Genomic DNA, 18,818 nt, shown 5'->3' on the forward strand with positions numbered 1-18,818 from the left:
TCCGCCGCGAAGCGGCGGTCTTGACTAGCCGCGCTCGAGAATCGCCGTCACCCCCTGCCCACCCGCCGCGCAGATCGAGATCAACCCCCGCCCAGGAGCCCCCCGTTCCGCCAGCAGCTTCGCCAGCGTGGCGACGATCCGCGCCCCCGTGGCCGCAAAGGGATGCCCCGTCGCCAGCGACGAACCGGCGACGTTGAGTCGCCCGCGGTCCACCGCCCCAAGCCCCGCCTTCTCCCACGCGGCCAGCGTCGCAAGCACCTGCGAGGCGAACGCCTCATGAATCTCGACGAAGTCGAAGTCGGAGAGCCCGAGCCCCACCCGCTCCAGCATCCGCGGCACGGCATGGGCAGGCGCCATCAACAACCCGTCCCCGGCACCCCCGACGACATCACCTCCCACGAAATCCACCGCGGCCGTCTCATAGGCGGTCAGATACGCCAGCGGATCAAGCCCCCGCTCCCCCGCCCATTCCTCACTCGCAAGCAGCGCGACAGCCGCCCCATCCGTCAGAGGAGTCGAATTCCCGGCGGTCATCGTCGGGTTGGCCCCCTTCACCCCGAAGACCGGCCGCAACGCCGCCAGCTTCTCGGCAGTGGACCCCGGCCGCAGATTCTGGTCCCGCTCAAGCCCACGGAAGGGAACAACAAGCCCCTCCAGAAAGCCGCGCTCGTACGCCGCGGCGAGCCGCTGATGGCTGGCGGCGGCCAGTTCGTCCTGAGCGGCCCGCGAGACGCCCCACGCCTCCGCGGTGACGGCGGCGTGCTCGCCCATCGAAAGGCCGGTGCGGGGCTCGGCGTTGCGGGGAATGTCCGGCACGAGATGCCCGGGGCGGATCCCGGCAAGAGCCTTCACCCTCGCCCCGGCCGTCTTCGCCCGCCGCGCGGCCAGCAGGATCTTGCGCAGGGAGTCGTTGACGCCGAGCGGCGCGTCGCTCGCGGTGTCGGCGCCGCCCGCCACGGCGGACTCCGTCTGCCCCAGCGCGATCTTGTTGGCGGCGGCGATGACGGCTTGCAGCCCGGTGCCGCAGGCCTGCTGGATGTCGTACGCGGGAGTGGTCGGAGCGAGCCGCGAGCCGAGGACGGTCTCGCGGGCGAGATTGAAGTCGCGGCTGTGCTTGAGCACGGCGCCGGCGACGAACTCCCCTACGGCGCCCGGCCCTTCAAGACGGAATTGCTCTACGAGCCCGTCGACGGCGGCGGTAAGCATCTCCTGGTTGGAGGCGGTCGCGTACGGGCCGTCGGAGCGCGCGAAGGGGATACGGCTGCCGCCGATGACCGCCACGCGGCGGGTGGTGGGCAGATTCATGTCTCGACCAGCTCCTGACCCTTGAGTAACCTTACTCTGAAGTAAATTTACGACCGAGCTGGGAGTTGGACAATGGCCGACCGCTATCTGAACTTCACGGGCACCGCACCCGGCCGCTTCCTCACCCGCAGGCTCGGCCTCCCCCAGCCGGCGCCGCTGCGCCGCTGGTCAGCCGAACACCCCGAGCTGGAGGGCGAGTTGCTGCACCTGACGGCGGGGGATTCGCAGCACACCTCGACGCTGGCGGAGATCCTGGCCCGGACCGGCCTGAAGGAAGTCACCGCGACCGACGCCGCCGAGCACGTGTCGGCGGTCGTTCTCGACGCGACGGCACTGTCGGACACTCCGGGCCTGGCCCAGGTCCACGCGGCGCTGCACCCGGTCGTGCGACAGGTGGCGGCGAACGGCCGCATCGTCGTCATCGGCGCACCGGTCTCGCCATCCGACCACCACCAAGCAGCAGCGCAACAAGCACTGGAAGGCTTTGTACGTTCACTGGGCAAGGAGCTGGGAAGGGGCCGCACCGCGACCCTCACCCGCATCAGCTCGGCATCGGCGGCGGAATCGACCCTCCGCTTCCTCCTCTCACCGAGGTCGGCGTATGTCAGCGGCCAGGTGATAGAGGTCGGGGACGCCGAGCCCGCCCCCTGCGACTGGGACCGCCCGCTGGCCGGCCGCACGGCGCTGGTCACGGGCGCGGCGCGGGGCATCGGCGAGGCGGTGGCGGAGGTCCTCGCCAGGGACGGTGCGCACGTCGTCGTACTCGACGTTCCGTCCGCCCAGGCGGAGTTGGTGCGGGTGGCGGACCGGCTGGGCGGGACGGCACTGCCACTGGACATCACGGCGGACGACGCGGGCGAGCGCATCGCGGCGGCGGTGTCCGCCGGGGGCGGCCTCGACGTACTGATCCACAACGCGGGCATCACACGGGACCGCAAGCTGGCGAACATGACGGCGGACCGCTGGGACCCGGTCCTGGACGTCAACCTCACAAGCGTGCTGCGAACGACAGACGCCCTGCTCTCGTCCGGGACGCTGAAGCGGGGCGGCAGCGTGGTCGCCACGGCGTCGATCGCCGGGATCGCGGGGAACGTCGGGCAGACGAACTACGCGGCGAGCAAGGCGGGCATCATCGGCCTCGTCCGCTCGCTCGCGCCCCGGGCTCTCGCGGAGTACGGGGTGACGGTGAACGCGGTGGCCCCCGGCTTCATCGAGACGAAGATGACGGCGGCGGTCCCTCTCCTCATCCGGGAGGCGGGCCGCCGTATGAACTCCCTTGCGCAGGGGGGCCTTCCGGTGGACGTGGCGGAAACGACGGCCTGGCTGTCCGGCGTGGCCTCCGGCGGGGTGAACGGCCAGGTAATCCGGGTCTGCGGCCAGTCCCTGCTGGGAGCATGAACAGGCCTTTCCCACCCACCCGCCCGTAACCCGGCAGCCTCGCCCCACCGAACAAGCCTTTCCCGCCCACCCGCCCGATTGCCCGGCAGCGGGCGACTTGCCGGGGTGGGTGGGGGAGGTGGCGGTACGGCACCACTCACCCGCAGTGCGCGACGTACACAAAGGGCTGGACCACGGCCCCACGCACCGTCAGCACGCGACGAGACGCGAGGGGACGGGCATCGGCCCCCACGCACCGTCAGCGCGCAACGCTCGCGAGGGGACGTGTCGGTATGTCCGCACGGAGCACGGTACGCAGCACTCCCCAGCCGCAGCAGCAGAACGCCCAGACCGAGATGGCGAGTACGGACATACCGGCGCGGCCCCGCCCCCAAGACGGCGAGGCGCCCCACCCACGACGGGCCGGCCGCCAAGACGACGAGGCGCCCCACCACGGCCGACGGCGGCCGCCCCGCCCCCAAGACGAACCGCACCGCAAGCAGGCCAGCCAAACGTGAGCCCGCCCCCCCCAACAGACAAGGACCCCCATGCTCGCCCCCCAACTCCTGCGCGGCGCCCTCCTCTCCCCCTTCAAGCGCCCCCGCCCAGACGCACCGCTCGACACCACGCCCCGCACCCGCCCCGCAGCCCGCCCCGACCCCCGCCACCTCACCACCTACGCAAACCTCTGCGGATACGACGACGCCCACGACGCCGCCCTCCCCCTCACGTATCCGCACATCCTCGGCTTCCCCCTCGCCATGGGGATCATGACCGCCCGGACCTTCCCGCTCCCCCTCCTCGGCCTCGTCCACACCTCCATCGAGATCGCGCAGGAGCGGCCCCTCAGCCCCACCGAGGAGCTCGAAATCGGCGTACACGCGGCCGAGTTGAGCCCCCACCGCCGCGGCACCGAAGCCACCGTCGTCACCGAGGCACGCGCCACGGACGGCACGGCAGTCTGGACGTCCACCAGCACTTACCTGGCCCGGCACAAGACCAGCAACACCAACACCACCCCACAGGCGACCGGCGGCGCCCCGGCCGACACCACGCCCCTCCCCGCCCGAGCCGAATGGCAGCTCCCCCCAGACCTCGGCCGCCGCTACGGCGCCGCCACGGGCGACCGCAACCCCATCCACCTGTACGCGCTGACCGCCCGCGCCCTCGGCTTCCCCCGGGCCATCGCCCACGGCATGTGGACGTTCGCCCGCTGCCTCGCCGAGCGGCAAACGGACACCCACCCCCGCCGCATACACGCCGAGTTCAAGGCCCCCGTACTACTCCCCAGCACCGTCATCTACGCCGCCGAAGGCCCCGCCTTCGAACTACGCTCCCCCACCGGGGCTGTCCACCTCACCGGCACCGGGTGACCACCGGCGCCCCCGCATCAGATCCCCAAGCCCTGCCCAGGCAAAGTTCATCAGCGTCGCCGCGGCCTCCTTCGCGGAGACGGAGGCGTCCTCTTTGGCCCAGCCGGCCAGCGACTCCGCCGCGCCCACCAACGCCTGTGCGAGACCCGCCACTTCACGCTCGGCCAGGGCCGGATTCCCGTGCGCCTCCCGCGCCGCCTCCGCGATCAGGGCCGTCACAAAGGCCAGGATCTCCTCGCGCATGACGGCGACTTCGGCCGCGAACGGCTCCCCTTGCGTCCGCGCCTGGTTGTGCAGGACCACCCACGCGTCGGGCCGCTCCGCGGTGTGCGCGAAGAAGGCCCGCAGCCCGGCCCACAGCTGCCGGTCGGCGGGCCCACCGCCGCTCACCCCGCACCGCACGGCGGCGACAAGCGCCGCCGCCTCCCGCCGGATGCACGCCGTGAACAGCTCTTCCTTGGAGTTCAGATAGAGATAGACGAGCGGCTTCGAGACCCCGGCGACCTCGGCGATCTCGTCCATGGACGCGGCACGGTAACCACGCTGCCCGAAGATCCGCACGGCGGCATCCAGCATCTGCTGCTCCCGCACCGCCCGCGGCATCCGCTTCTGCCGCTTCCCGACCGCCCCGGAAGCCCCACCCCCACCGGCCACCCCGGCCTTCACTTCGCCCACCCCCGGCCGCCCGCCTTCCACACAACTTGTGCACAGACGACCCAGCCTACGGTCCACCCCCGACAGCCGCCGCGCCCCGCCCCGGATAGATCCGGGAACGAGGTTGCCGCCGTGCCGGCGCCGGATGTGCTGGGAGATCTACATGCTCGAGAGCGTGAGTCGCCATTCGGCTACGTCCACTGCTACATACGCCGAAGAACCTGCACCCCCGCCCTCTCGACCGTTGTACGGCTGTAGACGTGCACCAACGCGAGATGGAAGAGCGCCGGTGCAAGCGGAGCCCACCGATGGATGCGGTCGGCGCGCAGCAGGTACTTGAGCACAGTTGCAGGGCGGAAAGGCACGTAGTCGATGGTCTGGTGTTCCCATCTGTCCGCGACTCCTCTGCTCATACGGGCCTGCAGGCCTTCGCGGGTCAAGTCCTTGAGCCTGGCGTAGAAGTGCGCGCTCCAGTGGCGTTTGTCGACGTCCAGCACAAAGGCAAGGAGTTCAAGAGAGTATTCGTTCGGCTCGGCGGAGAGCTCCTCACGCATGCCGCGCCGGGCGACAGCATGCAGGTCAGGGGCGCTCCGGCCGGATGAGTCGATGTGCCGTGACATACCCTCGTTCACGGAGGAGTTCCAGACACCTGGTGCCATACGGACCCGGTCACTGCGCTGGCTGACGACCAACATGTCGTCGGCGGTCACAACCGCAACGTTGATCGCGAAACTGCACTGTAGAAACGCCGGAGCGTGCAGTGGTTGGTCAGGGTCGAGGTAGCGGGACCGAGGGGTTGTGCCATCGGCCAGTCGGCGATCGAGCTGCTGAGCCGCGAGAAACGTGTAGTAGTCCGTCGGGCGAAGCCGCAGGTGAGCTTCGGGCTGTTCGTCGAGGGCAGTGCGAGAGACATCGAACGACTCGACTGCGTAGCGCGGTCCGTTCCACAACGGTGTTCGGCCCTCTTCACGTAAACGTGCGCTCTCTGCCTCGACTTCAGCCCGCCAGCCGACCATGTCCGAGGGCAGCTCGATCTCTTCGTCGAGGACTTGGATATAGATGGCGTCGGCCGGAACAGACGACTCGCCGTCTCCCTCCACGACCAGGGCAGAGGTGTGGAGAGGGCCCAGGGAGAAGGTCCTCCACGCGGGCCCGGACTCCTCGCGCAGCCTCAGGCTCCGGACCGCTCGCGTGGAGCGAGTCCGCAGCCTGTACCAGCTGTTCTGTAACGGTTGTTGGAACAGCACCGCGAACAGCATCCCCAGCATCGCGCCGACGACTCCGTTGGCCACATCAATCCCGCCCATGTGAGGCAGGGTAGGGACGTAGATCGCCCAGTGCGTGATCTTGTCTCATCCGTTACAGCACAGGGCGGGAACCACCAAAGCCTGGTGTGGCCCCGGACCCCCTCAACAGACACACGTCGTGGTCGAGGACCTTCTCGCGGGCCGCGACGATCACAGCACCAGCGCCTGACCGGCCACACCCGTGACCGGACTATAGGTATGTACGTTGAACGGTGCGCAGGTGGGTTGTCCGCGACCATCAGGGGTGGGGCATGGCCAAGCCGAAGCGCGTGGGGATCTACGTCCGGATCAGCAAGGACCGCAAGGGTCAGGAACTCGGCATCCAGCGCCAGGAGAAGGCATGCCGAGAGTTATGTGAGCGCATGGGGTGGGGCGTTTACAAGGTCTACCCCGAGAACGACATCTCAGCGTCGACCACCAGCAAGAAGCGCCGACCGCAGTACGCGGAGATGATGCGTGACGCCCGAGACGGATTCATTGACGGAGTCGTCGTCTACTCAATCGACCGACTGACGCGCCGGATCAGCGAGTTGAGCAGATTCCTGGAGGAGCAGAAGGAGCAGGGGTTCGCCTTCGCCACAACAGAGGGCGAGGACACGCAGACCGCGAACGGCCGGATGATCCTGACCATCAAGGGCGCAGTGGCCCAGCAGGAGACCGAGCGGATGTCGGAGCGTGTGAACAACTCCCTTCTTCAGCGGCGCGAGCAAGGCAAGCCACACGCGGGCGGCAAGCGCCAGTTCGGGTTCAAGGAAGGCACGTACTTCAAGGAGTTGGACGACGACGAGACGGAGCTCATCCGCGCCGGGTATCGGATGCTCATGGACCGCACGCCGAAGACTCCAGGGGATGTGGCGCGCTTCTGGAACGCGGAAGGATCGAGGACACCTCTGGCCGCAGTCTGGGACATCAAAGCGGTCAAGCGGGTCTTCCGAGCCGAGCGAACCGGGGGAATCGTGACCCACAAGGGTCGCGACGTCGGTGACAGCATCTACGGCGCCCCGCTCACGCGTGAGCAGTGGGAGAACGTCCAGGCTGTCCTTGATGGCCGCGCCACACGGAACGCGCAGGGCCAGGGCAAGCGGAAGCACGTGTACTCAGGGTTCCTCCGGTGCGGACACTGCCAGTCAACGATGCGTGTCCAATGGGCCACCGTCCAGGGGCGTACGTTCCGACGAACGTTCTGTCACTCGGCCGAGCGGGGCGCGAACGGAAACCTTGGCTGCGGGAAGGTCAATCGCCAGTACACGTGGATCGAGGAGCGCCTGAACGAGGTGGTGGAAGCCGCGTTGTCCAAGCGCAAGCCTCAACAGCCACCAGCCCCGGACGAGGATCTCACCGGCCAGATCAGCCTGCTGGAAGATCGCATTCGAGCAATGCGGGGCAGGTGGAAGGCAGGCCAGATGGAAGACGAGGACTACTTCGACTCGCTGGCCCACCTCCGCGACGAACTCCAGACGCTGCGCACACGTGAGGCCGCGACTGTCGTACGGCAGTCACGTGCCGAGACCGATGTTTGGGCCGTCTGGCAAGACGACAGCGTCGAGAATCTCGTACGGCGCCGGGCCATCGTTTCCAGCGTGATCCACAAGGTCGATGTGTTCAGCGTCGGTAGAGGAAGGCGCAAGCCGCCCGAGATCTCTTCCATCAAGATCACACCGGTCGGCGCAGAGGATCAGACGCCCTCGGACTGATGGCCTTGGCCTGGTCGGTGACATAGCCATCGACAACTGCCGAGGGGCGAGCGTCGGACCATGTCAGCCGCGCCAGAGTCCAGTTCGCCATGGCCCTCGTGCTCTGCTCGGTCAGCGCGCAGTGCCGCGTACGTGGTCGAGTAGGCGCGGGTTTTGGGCAAGATGTGGCCGCGTGCCGAGGGAGTGGGCCCACGCTCGCAGGTGCAGCGGCTCGTACTCGGGTAGGCAGCCGAGGCGCCAGCAAGTCCGCATGAGGTGCGCGCGTGGCCGGTCACAGGTGCTGCGTCGAGGTCATCCCAGGTCTTGAGTCGGTAGTCGGTGCCGGCGCCTGTGCCGCAGTGACCCCCTCAGCAAACATGCCCCGCACCCAGAACAAATCCAGGTGCGGGGCACGCTCGCTACGAGCGGGGGGACGTCAGGCGGCGACAGGCACCGGCTGCCGCTCGTCGGCAGGCTCGTCGTACCCGTCGAGCGGGGACGACGTGGCCTTCGCGTACTTGTCGCGGTCGAGGATGTTCTCCCGCGCGGCCACGATCAACGGCGTTGCAACCTGACCGGCCACATTCGTGGCAGTTCGCATCATGTCGAGGACCGGGTCGATGGCGAGCAGCAGGCCCACGCCCTCCATCGGGAGGCCCAGCGTCGACAGGGTCAGGGTCAGCATGACCGTGGCGCCCGTCAGACCGGCGGTGGCGGCGGAGCCGACGACCGACACGAACGCGATCAGCAGGTACTCCTTGATGCCCATCTGCACGTCGAAGATCTGCGCGACGAAGATCGCGGCGATCGCCGGGTAGATCGCGGCGCAGCCGTCCATCTTGGTGGTCGCGCCGAAGGGCACGGCGAAGGACGTGTACTCCTTCGGGACGCCGAGGCGCTCGGTGACCTTCTGGGTGACCGGCATGGTGCCGACCGAGGAGCGGGAGACGAAGGCCAGCTGGATCGCGGGCCAGGCGCCCTTGAAGAACTGCAGCGGGTTGACCTTGGCGACGAACGTGAGCAGCAGCGGGTAGACGCCGAACATCACCAGGGCGCAGCCGATGTAAATGTCGGCGGTGAACGTCGCGTACTTGGAGATCAGGTCCCAGCCGTAGTCGGCGATGGCGAAGCCGATGAGGCCGATGGTGCCGATCGGGGAGAGCTTGATGACCCACCACAGGGCCTTCTGGAGGAGAGCCAGGACCGACTCGCTCAGGTCCAGGATCGGCTGCGCCTTGTCACCGATCTTCAGTACGGCGATACCGGCGACGGCGGCCATGAAGACGATCTGCAGGACGTTCAGGTCGGTGAAGGGCGTAACGACGTCCGTCGGGATGATGCCGGTCAGGAAGTCGATCCAGGAGCCCGCGTCGTCCGGCTTGGCGCCGTCCTTCGGGGTGAGGCCGGTGCCGGCGCCGGGGTTCGTGATGAGGCCGATCGCGAGGCCGATGACGACCGCGATCAGGGACGTGATCATGAACCAGACCAGCGTCTGCGAGGCGAGCCGCGCCGCGTTGTTGACCTTACGCAGGTTGGTGATCGAGACCAGGATGGCGAAGAAGACGAGCGGGGCGACCGCCAGCTTCAGCAGCCCGATGAAGGTGCTGCCCACCTTGTCCAGGGTGGTGACCAGCCAGGAGATGTCCTGGCTGCGGGCGAGCCAGCCGAGCAGGACGCCGATGACCAGACCGCCGAGGATCTGGGCCCAGAAGGGCACCTTGAGGAACTTGGGTATCCGGAAGCCGGGCTTCGACTTCTCTTCCGGCTGATCGCCGGCGGCTACGGGGGAGTTCGCGGACACGGACACACTCCGGGTAATGGCAGGGGACGTGAGGGAGCGGCGACCGCGAGGGGTCAGACGGAACGGCCGTTACGGCGCCGCTGCAGTGCAGATGTCAGTTGGTGCTTGTCGCTCGCGCTGTTTTCGCTCGCGCTGTTCAACGACAGCAACGACAGGCCGCGGACATGCAGCGGCAGAGATCGACATGCAGGCGCGCCACGAGCGGAACGCTCATGGGGACGTGGGGCGCGGCTGCTGTCTTCATGTCGAACACGTTAACACTCAAACTTTGGGAACATCAAAGGTCTTGTTTGAGGTAGAGGCGGCCAATCAGAGGCCGAACGGCTCCCAAAACGCACAAAACCCCGGTACTGGAGCGGATCGCTCCAGTACCGGGGCCGAGATCTGTGTGACGAACCTTACGAGGGCCTTACGCGGTCCCGTGAGTCCTTACGAGGCCTCACGACTGCGCGCGGGCCGCGTCGTCGGCGAGGTCCTCCTGCGTGCGGTTCGCCTCGAGGCTGGCCTTGGTCCGCTCAACCCGCTCGGCGACCTGGACCGAGGCCCGGTCACGCTCCTTGCGCAGCGCCACGAAGCTGATGGGCGCGGAGACGACGAGGGCGAGCAGCAGCACCCAGAGGAGGTTGGAGTCCCCGAGACCCCTCGGCAGGATCTCGGCATAGACAAGTCCCCAGATCGCGAGAGAGCAGCCCACGAAGATTCCGAGGCGCATCAGCGTGTAGCGGAGCATGTCAATCCACTCTTCCGTTCCGAAATGGGCCCGAGTAGGACGAGCCCCTCCAGTGAAGCACGGGAGGGCCCGCCTCCAGCAGGGGGGTGAACCCTCAGCCGAGCGGGAGCAGCATCGTGATGTCGTCGCGGTCGTCGCCGGGGCCGACCCGGATGGCGCCGGGCACCCGCCCGACCTCCTTGTATCCGCAGGACTCGTAGAAGCGGTCCACGCCGGTGCCGCCCCGGCAGGTCAGCCGGATCGCGTCGATGCCGTCGATCCCCCGGGCGGCGTCGGCCGCGGCGGCCATCAGGTCCCGGCCGTAGCCCTTGCCCTGGTGCTTGGGGTGCACCATCACCACGTACAGCCAGATCCAGTGCTTCATCAGGCGGTGCGTGTTGTAGGCGAGGAAGGCGGTCGCGGCGACGGCACCGTCCTCGTCGTACCCCACGAGCAGCCGGGTCTCCCCCTGGCTCAGCTGGGCCAGCCGCTTGAGCCACTCGGGGCGTATGTCCTCGACCGTCACGGGCGGTACGAAACCGACCGCGCCGCCGGCGTTGGACACATCGGCCCAGAGCGCGAGCACGCCGTCGCGGAGGGCGGGGTCGATCTCCGGGTCCAGACGGAAGGTAAGAGTCATAATGGGAGAGTAACCATTACCATCATCTCGCCTCAAGCGCATTCCGCATCCCGGACAGACCTCTGGCAGACCTCCGACAGGCCTCTGCCAGACGCAGCGAGCCCCGGCTGACAGACGCAGCGAGCCCCGGCCTCGTGAGGCCGGGGCTCGCACACGGTTCGAGAAGGGACGGGTCAGACCCGCATCGCCTGCGGGGTCTCCCGCAGCGACAGGTCGGGACCCTCGTACTCACGGATCGCCTCGTACCGCGTATTGCGCTCCACGGGGCGGAAGCCGGCCTCGCGGATGAGGTCGAGGAGGTCCTCGCGCGTCAGCTTGTTCGGCGTGCCGAAGTCGTCCGCGTCGTGCGTGATCTTGTACTCGACGACCGAGCCGTCCATGTCGTCCGCGCCGTGCTGCAGCGCGAGCTGCGTCGTCTGCAGGCCGTGCATGACCCAGAAGACCTTGACGTGCGGGACGTTGTCGAAGAGCAGCCGGGAGACCGCGAAGGTCTTCAGGGCCTCCGCGCCGGACGCCATGGTCGTCCGCGCCTGGAGCTTGTTGCGGACCTTGCCGTCCTTCATGTCCACGAAGTCGTGCTGGTAGCGCAGCGGGATGAAGACCTGGAAGCCGTTCGTCTCGTCCTGCAGCTCACGCAGCCGAAGGACGTGGTCGACGCGGTGGCGGGGCTCCTCGATGTGGCCGTACAGCATCGTGCACGGGGTCTTCAGACCCTTCTCGTGCGCGAGGCGGTGGATGCGCGACCAGTCCTCCCAGTGGGTGCGGTGGTCCACGATGTGCTGGCGGACCTCCCAGTCGAAGATCTCCGCGCCGCCGCCGGTGAGGGACTCGAGGCCCGCCTCGATGAGCTCGTCGAGGATGTCGGAGGCCGACATTCCCGAGATCGTCTCGAAGTGGTGGATCTCCGTGGCCGTGAACGCCTTCAGGGAGACGCTCGGGAGCGCCTTCTTGAGCTCGCTCAGCGAACGCGGGTAGTACCGCCACGGCAGGTTCGGGTGCAGGCCGTTGACGATGTGCAGCTCGGTGAGGTTCTCGCCCTCCATCGCCTTGGCGAGGCGGACGGCCTCCTCGATGCGCATCGTGTACGCGTCCTTCTCGCCCGGCTTGCGCTGGAACGAGCAGTAGGCGCAGGACGCGGTGCACACGTTCGTCATGTTGAGGTGACGGTTGACGTTGAAGTGCACCACGTCGCCGTTCTTGCGGGTGCGCACCTCGTGGGCGAGACCGCCGAGCCAGGCCAGATCGTCCGACGCGTAGAGCGCGATGCCGTCCTCGCGGGACAGCCGCTCGCCGGCCCGAACCTTCTGCTCCAGCTCGCGCTTCAGCCCCGCGTCCATACCCGGCCGCCTCTCCAATGTCTACGTAAATCAGGCCTCGCCCACGGTACGCCTACATCACTGGACCTCTTCGGGCAGCTCCCCGACCCGGTTCTCCCACTTGGTGGAGAGCACGATCGTCGTACGCGTCCTGGAGACGCCCTTCGTGCCGCTCAGCCTGCGGATCGTCTTCTCCAGGCCGTCCACGTCACTGGCACGGACCTTGAGCATGTACGAGTCGTCGCCCGCGATGAACCAGCAGTCCTCGATCTCGTGCAGGTCCTTCAGCCGGCGCGCCACGTCCTCGTGGTCGGCGGCGTCCGAGAGCGAGATGCCGATGAGGGCGATGACCCCGAGGCCCAGCGACGCCGAGTCGACGGTCGCGCGGTAACCGGTGATGACACCGGCCGCCTCCAGGCGGTTGATCCGGTCCGTGACGCTCGGGCCGGAGAGACCGACGAGGCGGCCGAGTTCGGCGTACGAGGCCCTGCCGTTCTCCCGCAGGGCCTGGATGAGCTGCCTGTCCACGGCGTCCATAGGTGCGATGCCTTTCATTATTCAGCGATACCGCGAGTCTATGTGTAGAATCTAAGGCGCAACAGGGTCTACACCCTGTGAATCTTTCTCAATCTCAGCAGATCAACGACGATCCTTCAGGAGTGAGTCACCCGTGTACTCGATCGAGATGGCCTACGCCCGGATGCGCGAGCTTCAGGACATAGCCAACCGCTCGCGTGCCCATCAGCCCACCAGCGCGCTCAAGGCCGCCGCCCGCAAGAAGCGCGGCAGCAAGAAGCGCTAAGCCCCCTGGGAGCCGGAGCCGAGCTCTCCCTCCCAACGGCGGTACAAGCTGTGCGGCACACCCGCCGCGTCCAGCACCCGCCCGGCGACGAAGTCCACCAGATCCTGGATGTGTGTCGCCCCTGCGTAGAACGCCGGAGAGGCGGGCAGCACGACCGCGCCCGCCTCGTCCAGGCTCACCAAGTGCTTCAGCGTCGGCCCGTTCAGCGGCGTCTCGCGTACGCAGACGACCAGCTGCCGGCCTTCCTTGAGCGTCACGCTCGCCGACCGCTGCAGCAGGTCCTTCGAGAGACCGAGCGCCACCCCCGCCACGCACGCCGTGGACGCGGGCACGATCAGCATTCCCTTGGTCGCGTACGACCCCGACGAGGGGCCCGCGGCCAGATCACCGGGCGCCCAGTACCGCACGTCGTCCACCGGCACGTCGAACGTCTCCGGCTTCCCGTCGGCGCCACGGCCCAGCCACGCGTGCAGATCGTCGCGCCAGTGCGCGTCCCGGAAGGCGATGCCCGTCTCGTCGAGCAGCGTCAGGCGTGAGGCCCGCGAGACGACGAGGTCCACGCTCTCCCCGGCCGCGAGCAGCGCGCGCAGCACGGCTGCGGCGTACGGGGTCCCCGAGGCGCCGGACACCCCCACGATCCAAGGCTTACGCTGCGTATCTCCTGGGTTCACACTGTGAGCCTAGACGGTGAGACCACGCACCAGCAGATCGAGCAGCGCGCAGACGAACAGCGCGATGCCGATGAAGCCGTTGACCTGGAAGAAGGCGCGGTTGAGCCGGGACAGATCGTGGGGCTTCACGATGGAGTGCTCGTAGACGAACGCGCCGGCGACGACCGCGATCCCGAGCCAGAAGAACGTTCCCGCGTCGGTCGAAGCGGCGTACCAGACGAAGAGCGCCGTGGTCAGCAGATGGCAGCCGCGCGCACCCCAGACGGCGGCCGGGATGCCGAAGCGCGCGGGCACCGAGAGCACGCCGACCTCGCGGTCCGTCTCCACGTCCTGGCAGGCGTAGATCAGGTCGAAGCCGCCGATCCAGACGCCGACGGCGAGCCCGAGGATCACCGCCTGCCCCGACCACTCCCCGGTGACCGCGATCCAGGCGCCGACCGGGCCCATCGCCTGGGCGAAGCCGAGGATGGCCTGCGGGAAGTTCGTGAACCGCTTGCCGTACGGATAGACCACCATCGGGATCACCGCGATCGGCGCGAGCGCCAGGCACAGCGGGTTGAGCAGCGCCGCCGAGCCGAGGAACACCACGAGCGCGATGAGCGCGCCCGTCCACGCGGACTTCACCGACACGGCACCCGTGACGAGTTCGCGGTGCGCGGTGCGCGGGTTGCGGGCGTCGATCTCGCGGTCGATGATCCGGTTCGCCGCCATCGCGAAGGTCCGCAGGCCGACCATGCAGATGGTGACCAGGAGCAGCCGCCCCCAGTGGATGTTCTCGTCCCACTGGTACATCGCGGTCAGGGACGCGATGTACGCGAAGGGCAGCGCGAAGACCGAGTGCTCGATCATCACGAGGCGCAGGAAGGCCTTGACCTTGCCGGGCGGCGCGGGCTCCGGGCCGAAGAGATCCGAGGTTGCTGAATCAGCACTCATCTAGAGCCCGTACTCCTTCCAGCGGCGGTCGACCTTCGACGCCGTCTCCGGGTCGGACTCGACCATGTTGGGCCAGCCCCCGTCCCGCGTGTATCCCTCTTCGGGCAGCTTCTTCGTCGCGTCGATGCCCGCCTTGCCGCCCCAGAACTGCTGGTAGGAGGCGTGGTCGAGATGGTCGACGGGACCTTCGGCCACCGTCAGATCGCGTGCGTAGTCGGTGTTGCCGAGCGCGCGCCAGGACACTTCGTGCAGGTCATGGACGTCGCAGTCCTTGTCCACGACCACGATCAGCTTGGTCAGCGACATCATGTGGGCGCCCCAGATGGCGTGCATGACCTTCTGCGCGTGCTTCGGGTACTTCTTGTCGATCGAGACGATCGCGCAGTTGTGGAAGCCGCCGGACTCGGGCAGGTGGTAGTCCACGATGTCGGGGACGATCACCTTGAGGAGCGGCAGGAAGAAGCGTTCGGTGGCGCGGCCGAGCGGGCCGTCCTCCGTCGGCGGGCGGCCGACGACGATCGACTGGAGCAGCGGACGCTTCCGCATCGTCACGCAGTCGATCTTCAGCGCGGGGAAGTCCTCCTGCGGCGTGTAGAACCCGGTGTGGTCGCCGAAGGGGCCCTCCGGGAGCATCTCGCCCGGCTCGAGCCAGCCCTCGATGACGACCTCGGCGTTCGCCGGGACCTGGAGCGGGACCGTCTTGCAGTCGACCATCTCGACGCGCTTGCCCTGGATGAACCCGGCCAGCATGTACTCGTCCATGTCACCGGGCAGCGGCGCCGTCGACGCGTACGTGACGGCCGGCGGGCAGCCGAAGGCGATCGCGACCGGCAGCTTCTCGCCCCTGCGGGCGGCCACCTGGTAGTGGTTGCGGCTGTCCTTGTGGATCTGCCAGTGCATGCCGATGGTGCGCTTGTCGTGGCGCTGCAGGCGGTACAGACCGAGGTTGCGTACGCCGGTGTCCGGGTCCTTGGTGTGGGTCAGGCCCAGGTTGAAGAAGGAGCCGCCGTCCTCCGGCCAGGTGAAGAGCGCGGGCAGCTTCTCCAGGTCGACGTCATCGCCGGTGAGGACCACTTCCTGCACGGGAGCGTCCTTCACCTTCTTCGGCGGTACGTGCGTCATGGCGCCGAGCTTGCCGAACGCCTCCCGCACGCCGACGAAGCCGTGCGGCAGCTCCGGCTTGAGGAGGCCGCCGATCTTGTCGCTGATCTCGCCGTACGACTTCAGGCCGAGCGCCTTCAGGAGGCGGCGGTCCGTCCCGTACACGTTCATGGCCAGGGGCATCGCCGAGCCCTTGACGTTCTCGAAGAGAAGCGCGGGGCCACCGGACTTCTGCACCCGGTCGACGATCTCGCCGACCTCCAGATAGGGGTCGACCTCGGCCTTGATGCGCTTGAGATCGCCCTCGCGGTCCAGAGCCCGGAGCAGGGAGCGAAGATCGTCATAAGCCATGCGTTCCAGTATCGGTCACCGGCTACCCTGGCCCCGTCACCGGGGCCCTGACACCGCCCCTCCTTCGTCGCTTGGGGAATCGCGCAACCATGCTCAGGTATCTGCCGTTCCTGCTGGTCCTCGCGGTGTGGATCTACGCCTTCATCGATGTCCTGAACACTCCGGAGAAGGAGGTCAGGCATCTGCCGAAGGTGGTGTGGGTCATCATCGTGCTGCTCTTCGGCGAGGTGCTGCTCGGGCCGATCGCCTGGTTCGTCACCGGCAAGGTGCGCCACGCCCCGGGCGCCGGCGCTTCGGCGCGCGGCGGGCGCGGCGGGCAGTGGGTGGCGCCGGACGACAACCCCGAGTTCCTGAAGTCCCTTCGGGACGAGGACCCCGACGAGAAGAAGAAGGACAGGGGCAGCGAGGGCTGATGGAACTGCGGCTGCTGATCACCTTCGAGAAGGTCGCGACCGTACTGAGCTTCACGCAGGCGGCCGCCGAGCTGAAGTACGCCCAGTCCAGCGTCACCAGCCAGATCCGCTCCCTGGAGTCCTCGCTCGGCAGCGAGCTCTTCGACCGGCTCGGCAGCCGGATCCGCCTCACGGCCGCGGGCGAGCGGCTGCTGCCGTACGCGCGGCAGATCATCGAGCTCGCTGACGAGGCACGGACGGCGGTCGTCGACGCCGGGGAGCCGAGCGGCGCGATCGCGGTCGGCACGATGGAGTCCCTGACCTCCTACCGGCTGCCGCCGCTCCTCGAACTCTTCCACCACCGCTACCCGAAGGTGCAGCTCTCGCTGCGGCCCACCCTCGGCGACGAGACGCGCCAGGCGCTGCGCCAGGGCACGTACGACGTGGGATTCCTGCTGGAGCGGGAGACCGCGCACCAGGGCCTGGAGACCGAGGTGCTCGCGGAGGAGCCGCTGGTGCTCGTCTGCTCGCCGACGCATCCGCTGGCCGCGCACGGGGCGGACTCGCTCGCCACGGGTGACCTGGCGGCGGTCCAGCTGGTCGGCACGGAGCCCGGCTGTCCCTACCGCGACCTCTTCGAGGACGAGCTGCGCGAGCGGAACGGCGCGCCGCCGCCCTTCATGGAGTTCGGCACGATCGAGGCCACCAAGCGGGGTGTCGCCGGTGGCCTCGGGGTGGCGCTGCTTCCGCGGATGGCGGTGCGGGACGAGCTGGCTTCGGGGGTGCTCGTCGCACTGCCGTGGGAGCCGCCGTTCGTGCTGCACACGCAGTTGGCGTGGCGGTCGGGGAAGCGGCTCCCCAGCCATGTGCGGCTCTTCATCGAGCAGACGGTGCGGCTGGTGCGGGAGCAGGCCGCGGAGCCGGTGAACTAGCCACTGTCGTGGGCGACTTGGCGCGGTTGATCTTCAGACTGGCGAGCACGATCAGCGGTACGCCGAGCGCCTGGACCAGGCCGATGTGGTGCCCGTAGACGGCCCAGTCGGCGACCATCGCGACCGCCGGGTAGGTGAACGCGAGCACCGCGATCTTCGCGGTGGGGAGCTTGGCGTACGCCGCGTACATCAGGACGTACATCAGACCGGTGTGGATCACGCCGAGCCCGACGAGCCAGCCCCAGCCCGTGCCCGTGCCGCTCATCGCGCCGAAGTCGGCGAAGGGCAGCAACAGCGGGATGCCGACGAGGACTTGGACGAGGGCGATGAGGTGCGGGCGCACCCCGGTGACGCGCTTGGTGACGAGCGTGGAGAGGCCGTAGAGGAGGGCCGCCAGGAGCGCGAAGCCGATGCCGGTTAGCGAGCCGAGATCGCCGGGGCGCACCCCGGAGACGAGTACGAGCCCCGCGAACGCGGCGCCCAGCCAGCCAAGTTGATGCTTCGTCAGCCGCTCGCGGAAGATGACGGCGCTCATCAGCACCAGCAAGAACGGCTGCGTGTGGTAGACGACCGTGGCCAGGGAGATCGAGGTGGCCTCGTACGCCTTGAAGAGGAACACCCAGTTGAAGACGATGAACGCCCCGCCGAGCGCGGCGAGGCCGAGCTTCTTCGGGGTGAGGCCGTGGTTCTTGAAGTAGCCGCGGGCGAACGCGTACGCCCCGAGAGCGAGGGCGCCGAAGAGCACGCGGAAGAAGACGACGTTGAAGGCCGACGCGCCGGACTCGACGACGAAGATCCCGAGGGTGCCGGAGAGCACCATCGCGGCGGTGAGCTGGGCCGTGCCCTTGTTCTCTGAGGTCATGGAGGTCATGCCCATGAAGCTACGAGCGGGCGTATCCCCTGGTCCACGAGCCAGTGGGGCGTCCTGCCGATGGGGGCATCGGCGGGGACGATGGGTCACGACGAAGGTGTGTACCGAAAGGTGTGTACCGAAAGGTGTGTACATGGATCAGGCACAGGCCCGCGCATGGCTCGCGACCGCCGTCGAGGAGGCCAGGCAGGGGCTCGCGGAGGGCGGCATCCCGATCGGCGCCGCGCTCTACGGCGCCGACGGCACGCTGCTGGGGCGCGGGCACAACCGGCGTGTGCAGGACGGCGATCCGTCCCTGCACGCGGAGACGGCGGCGTTCCGGAACGCGGGGCGGCGGCGCACCTATCGCGGCACGACGATGGTGACGACCCTCTCGCCCTGCTGGTACTGCAGCGGTCTGGTGCGGCAGTTCGGGATCTCGCGGGTCGTGGTGGGCGAGGCGCTGACGTTCCACGGCGGGCACGACTGGCTGGCCGAGCACGGCGTGGAGATCGTCGTCCTCGACGATGCGCGGTGCGCGGCGATGATGAGGGAGTTCATCGCGGCGCGTCCGGAGTTGTGGAACGAGGACATCGGGGAGTAGCGGCCGAGTACGCAGCGCAGCCGACGA

Annotated in this window: 19 protein-coding genes; 7 read left to right on the plus strand and 12 right to left on the minus strand. The window is 68.3% G+C overall.

The features are described from left to right. Window positions 1–24 precede the first annotated feature (24 nt). A complete protein-coding gene (locus OG453_RS01035) occupies window positions 25–1,305 on the minus strand; it encodes an acetyl-CoA C-acetyltransferase (protein WP_266863513.1) in 1,281 nt (426 codons plus the stop codon). Window positions 1,306–1,377: 72 nt separating this feature from the next. Between OG453_RS01035 and OG453_RS01040 the strand changes: the two genes are divergently transcribed. Continuing rightward, on the plus strand, window positions 1,378–2,703 hold the full coding sequence (locus OG453_RS01040) for a 3-oxoacyl-ACP reductase (protein WP_266863515.1): 1,326 nt from the start codon (window positions 1,378–1,380) through the stop codon (window positions 2,701–2,703). Window positions 2,704–3,230: 527 nt separating this feature from the next. Then, window positions 3,231–4,055 carry a MaoC family dehydratase gene (locus tag OG453_RS01045; RefSeq protein WP_266863517.1) on the plus strand — a complete coding sequence of 275 codons (825 nt, stop codon included), beginning with the start codon at window positions 3,231–3,233 and terminating at the stop codon, window positions 4,053–4,055. Here the strand turns inward: OG453_RS01045 and OG453_RS01050 are convergent. Together OG453_RS01050 and OG453_RS01055 are read right to left on the minus strand one after the other, a co-directional pair. Continuing rightward, window positions 4,011–4,658 (minus strand): TetR/AcrR family transcriptional regulator, encoded by a 648-nt coding sequence (locus OG453_RS01050; protein ID WP_266869664.1) that lies wholly within the window; start codon window positions 4,656–4,658, stop codon window positions 4,011–4,013. The genes OG453_RS01045 and OG453_RS01050 overlap by 45 nt on opposite strands. 254 nt (window positions 4,659–4,912) lie before the next feature. Then, complete coding sequence (locus OG453_RS01055) at window positions 4,913–6,016, minus strand: hypothetical protein (protein ID WP_266863518.1); 1,104 nt, start codon at window positions 6,014–6,016, stop codon at window positions 4,913–4,915. 251 nt (window positions 6,017–6,267) lie between these two features. On the opposite strand from OG453_RS01055, the gene OG453_RS01060 reads away from it, so the two are divergent. Then, the gene (locus OG453_RS01060) at window positions 6,268–7,710 is read left to right on the plus strand and encodes a recombinase family protein (RefSeq protein WP_266863520.1); all 1,443 of its coding nucleotides are present in this window, start codon (window positions 6,268–6,270) and stop codon (window positions 7,708–7,710) included. Window positions 7,711–8,125: 415 nt separating this feature from the next. On the opposite strand, the gene OG453_RS01070 is transcribed toward OG453_RS01060, so the two are convergent. The 5 genes from OG453_RS01070 to OG453_RS01090 form a co-directional block, all read right to left on the minus strand. Beyond that, complete coding sequence (locus OG453_RS01070) at window positions 8,126–9,490, minus strand: dicarboxylate/amino acid:cation symporter (protein ID WP_266863521.1); 1,365 nt, start codon at window positions 9,488–9,490, stop codon at window positions 8,126–8,128. A gap of 439 nt (window positions 9,491–9,929) precedes the next feature. Continuing rightward, entirely contained in the window at window positions 9,930–10,220 is a 291-nt protein-coding gene (locus OG453_RS01075) for a DUF4229 domain-containing protein (protein ID WP_266863522.1), read from the minus strand. 94 nt (window positions 10,221–10,314) lie between these two features. Continuing rightward, the gene (locus tag OG453_RS01080; protein WP_266863524.1) at window positions 10,315–10,839 is read right to left on the minus strand and encodes a GNAT family N-acetyltransferase; all 525 of its coding nucleotides are present in this window, start codon (window positions 10,837–10,839) and stop codon (window positions 10,315–10,317) included. 173 nt (window positions 10,840–11,012) lie between these two features. Then, on the minus strand, window positions 11,013–12,176 hold the full coding sequence (gene mqnE / locus OG453_RS01085) for an aminofutalosine synthase MqnE (RefSeq protein WP_266863526.1): 1,164 nt from the start codon (window positions 12,174–12,176) through the stop codon (window positions 11,013–11,015). A 57-nt stretch (window positions 12,177–12,233) separates the two neighbouring features. Further along, window positions 12,234–12,692: an Lrp/AsnC family transcriptional regulator gene (locus OG453_RS01090; RefSeq protein WP_135332842.1), complete on the minus strand. Its 459-nt coding sequence runs from the start codon at window positions 12,690–12,692 to the stop codon at window positions 12,234–12,236. Window positions 12,693–12,825: 133 nt separating this feature from the next. Between OG453_RS01090 and OG453_RS01095 the strand changes: the two genes are divergently transcribed. Then, window positions 12,826–12,957: a hypothetical protein gene (locus OG453_RS01095; protein ID WP_266869962.1), complete on the plus strand. Its 132-nt coding sequence runs from the start codon at window positions 12,826–12,828 to the stop codon at window positions 12,955–12,957. On the opposite strand, the gene OG453_RS01100 is transcribed toward OG453_RS01095, so the two are convergent. From OG453_RS01100 to OG453_RS01110, 3 genes are read right to left on the minus strand one after another with little or no spacing between them, the layout of a single operon-like run. Further along, window positions 12,954–13,628: a UbiX family flavin prenyltransferase gene (locus OG453_RS01100; RefSeq protein WP_266863530.1), complete on the minus strand. Its 675-nt coding sequence runs from the start codon at window positions 13,626–13,628 to the stop codon at window positions 12,954–12,956. The two genes, OG453_RS01095 and OG453_RS01100, sit on opposite strands and share 4 nt — an antisense overlap. A gap of 9 nt (window positions 13,629–13,637) precedes the next feature. Next, window positions 13,638–14,561 (minus strand): menaquinone biosynthesis prenyltransferase MqnP, encoded by a 924-nt coding sequence (gene mqnP / locus OG453_RS01105; protein WP_266863532.1) that lies wholly within the window; start codon window positions 14,559–14,561, stop codon window positions 13,638–13,640. Next, window positions 14,562–16,013 (minus strand): menaquinone biosynthesis decarboxylase, encoded by a 1,452-nt coding sequence (locus tag OG453_RS01110; protein WP_266863534.1) that lies wholly within the window; start codon window positions 16,011–16,013, stop codon window positions 14,562–14,564. Between the two features lie 89 nt (window positions 16,014–16,102). On the opposite strand from OG453_RS01110, the gene OG453_RS01115 reads away from it, so the two are divergent. Beyond that, window positions 16,103–16,426: a PLD nuclease N-terminal domain-containing protein gene (locus OG453_RS01115; RefSeq protein WP_266863536.1), complete on the plus strand. Its 324-nt coding sequence runs from the start codon at window positions 16,103–16,105 to the stop codon at window positions 16,424–16,426. Continuing rightward, a complete protein-coding gene (locus OG453_RS01120; protein WP_266863538.1) occupies window positions 16,426–17,337 on the plus strand; it encodes a LysR family transcriptional regulator in 912 nt (303 codons plus the stop codon). Before OG453_RS01115 ends, OG453_RS01120 begins: the two co-directional genes overlap by 1 nt. On the opposite strand, the gene OG453_RS01125 is transcribed toward OG453_RS01120, so the two are convergent. Continuing rightward, on the minus strand, window positions 17,282–18,199 hold the full coding sequence (locus OG453_RS01125; protein WP_266869665.1) for a DMT family transporter: 918 nt from the start codon (window positions 18,197–18,199) through the stop codon (window positions 17,282–17,284). The two genes, OG453_RS01120 and OG453_RS01125, sit on opposite strands and share 56 nt — an antisense overlap. Before the next feature lie 142 nt (window positions 18,200–18,341). On the opposite strand from OG453_RS01125, the gene OG453_RS01130 reads away from it, so the two are divergent. Next, on the plus strand, window positions 18,342–18,791 hold the full coding sequence (locus OG453_RS01130) for a nucleoside deaminase (protein WP_266863540.1): 450 nt from the start codon (window positions 18,342–18,344) through the stop codon (window positions 18,789–18,791). Window positions 18,792–18,818: the final 27 nt, after the last annotated feature.

It is taken from the genome of Streptomyces sp. NBC_01381 (assembly GCF_026340305.1).
Taxonomy (GTDB): domain Bacteria; phylum Actinomycetota; class Actinomycetes; order Streptomycetales; family Streptomycetaceae; genus Streptomyces.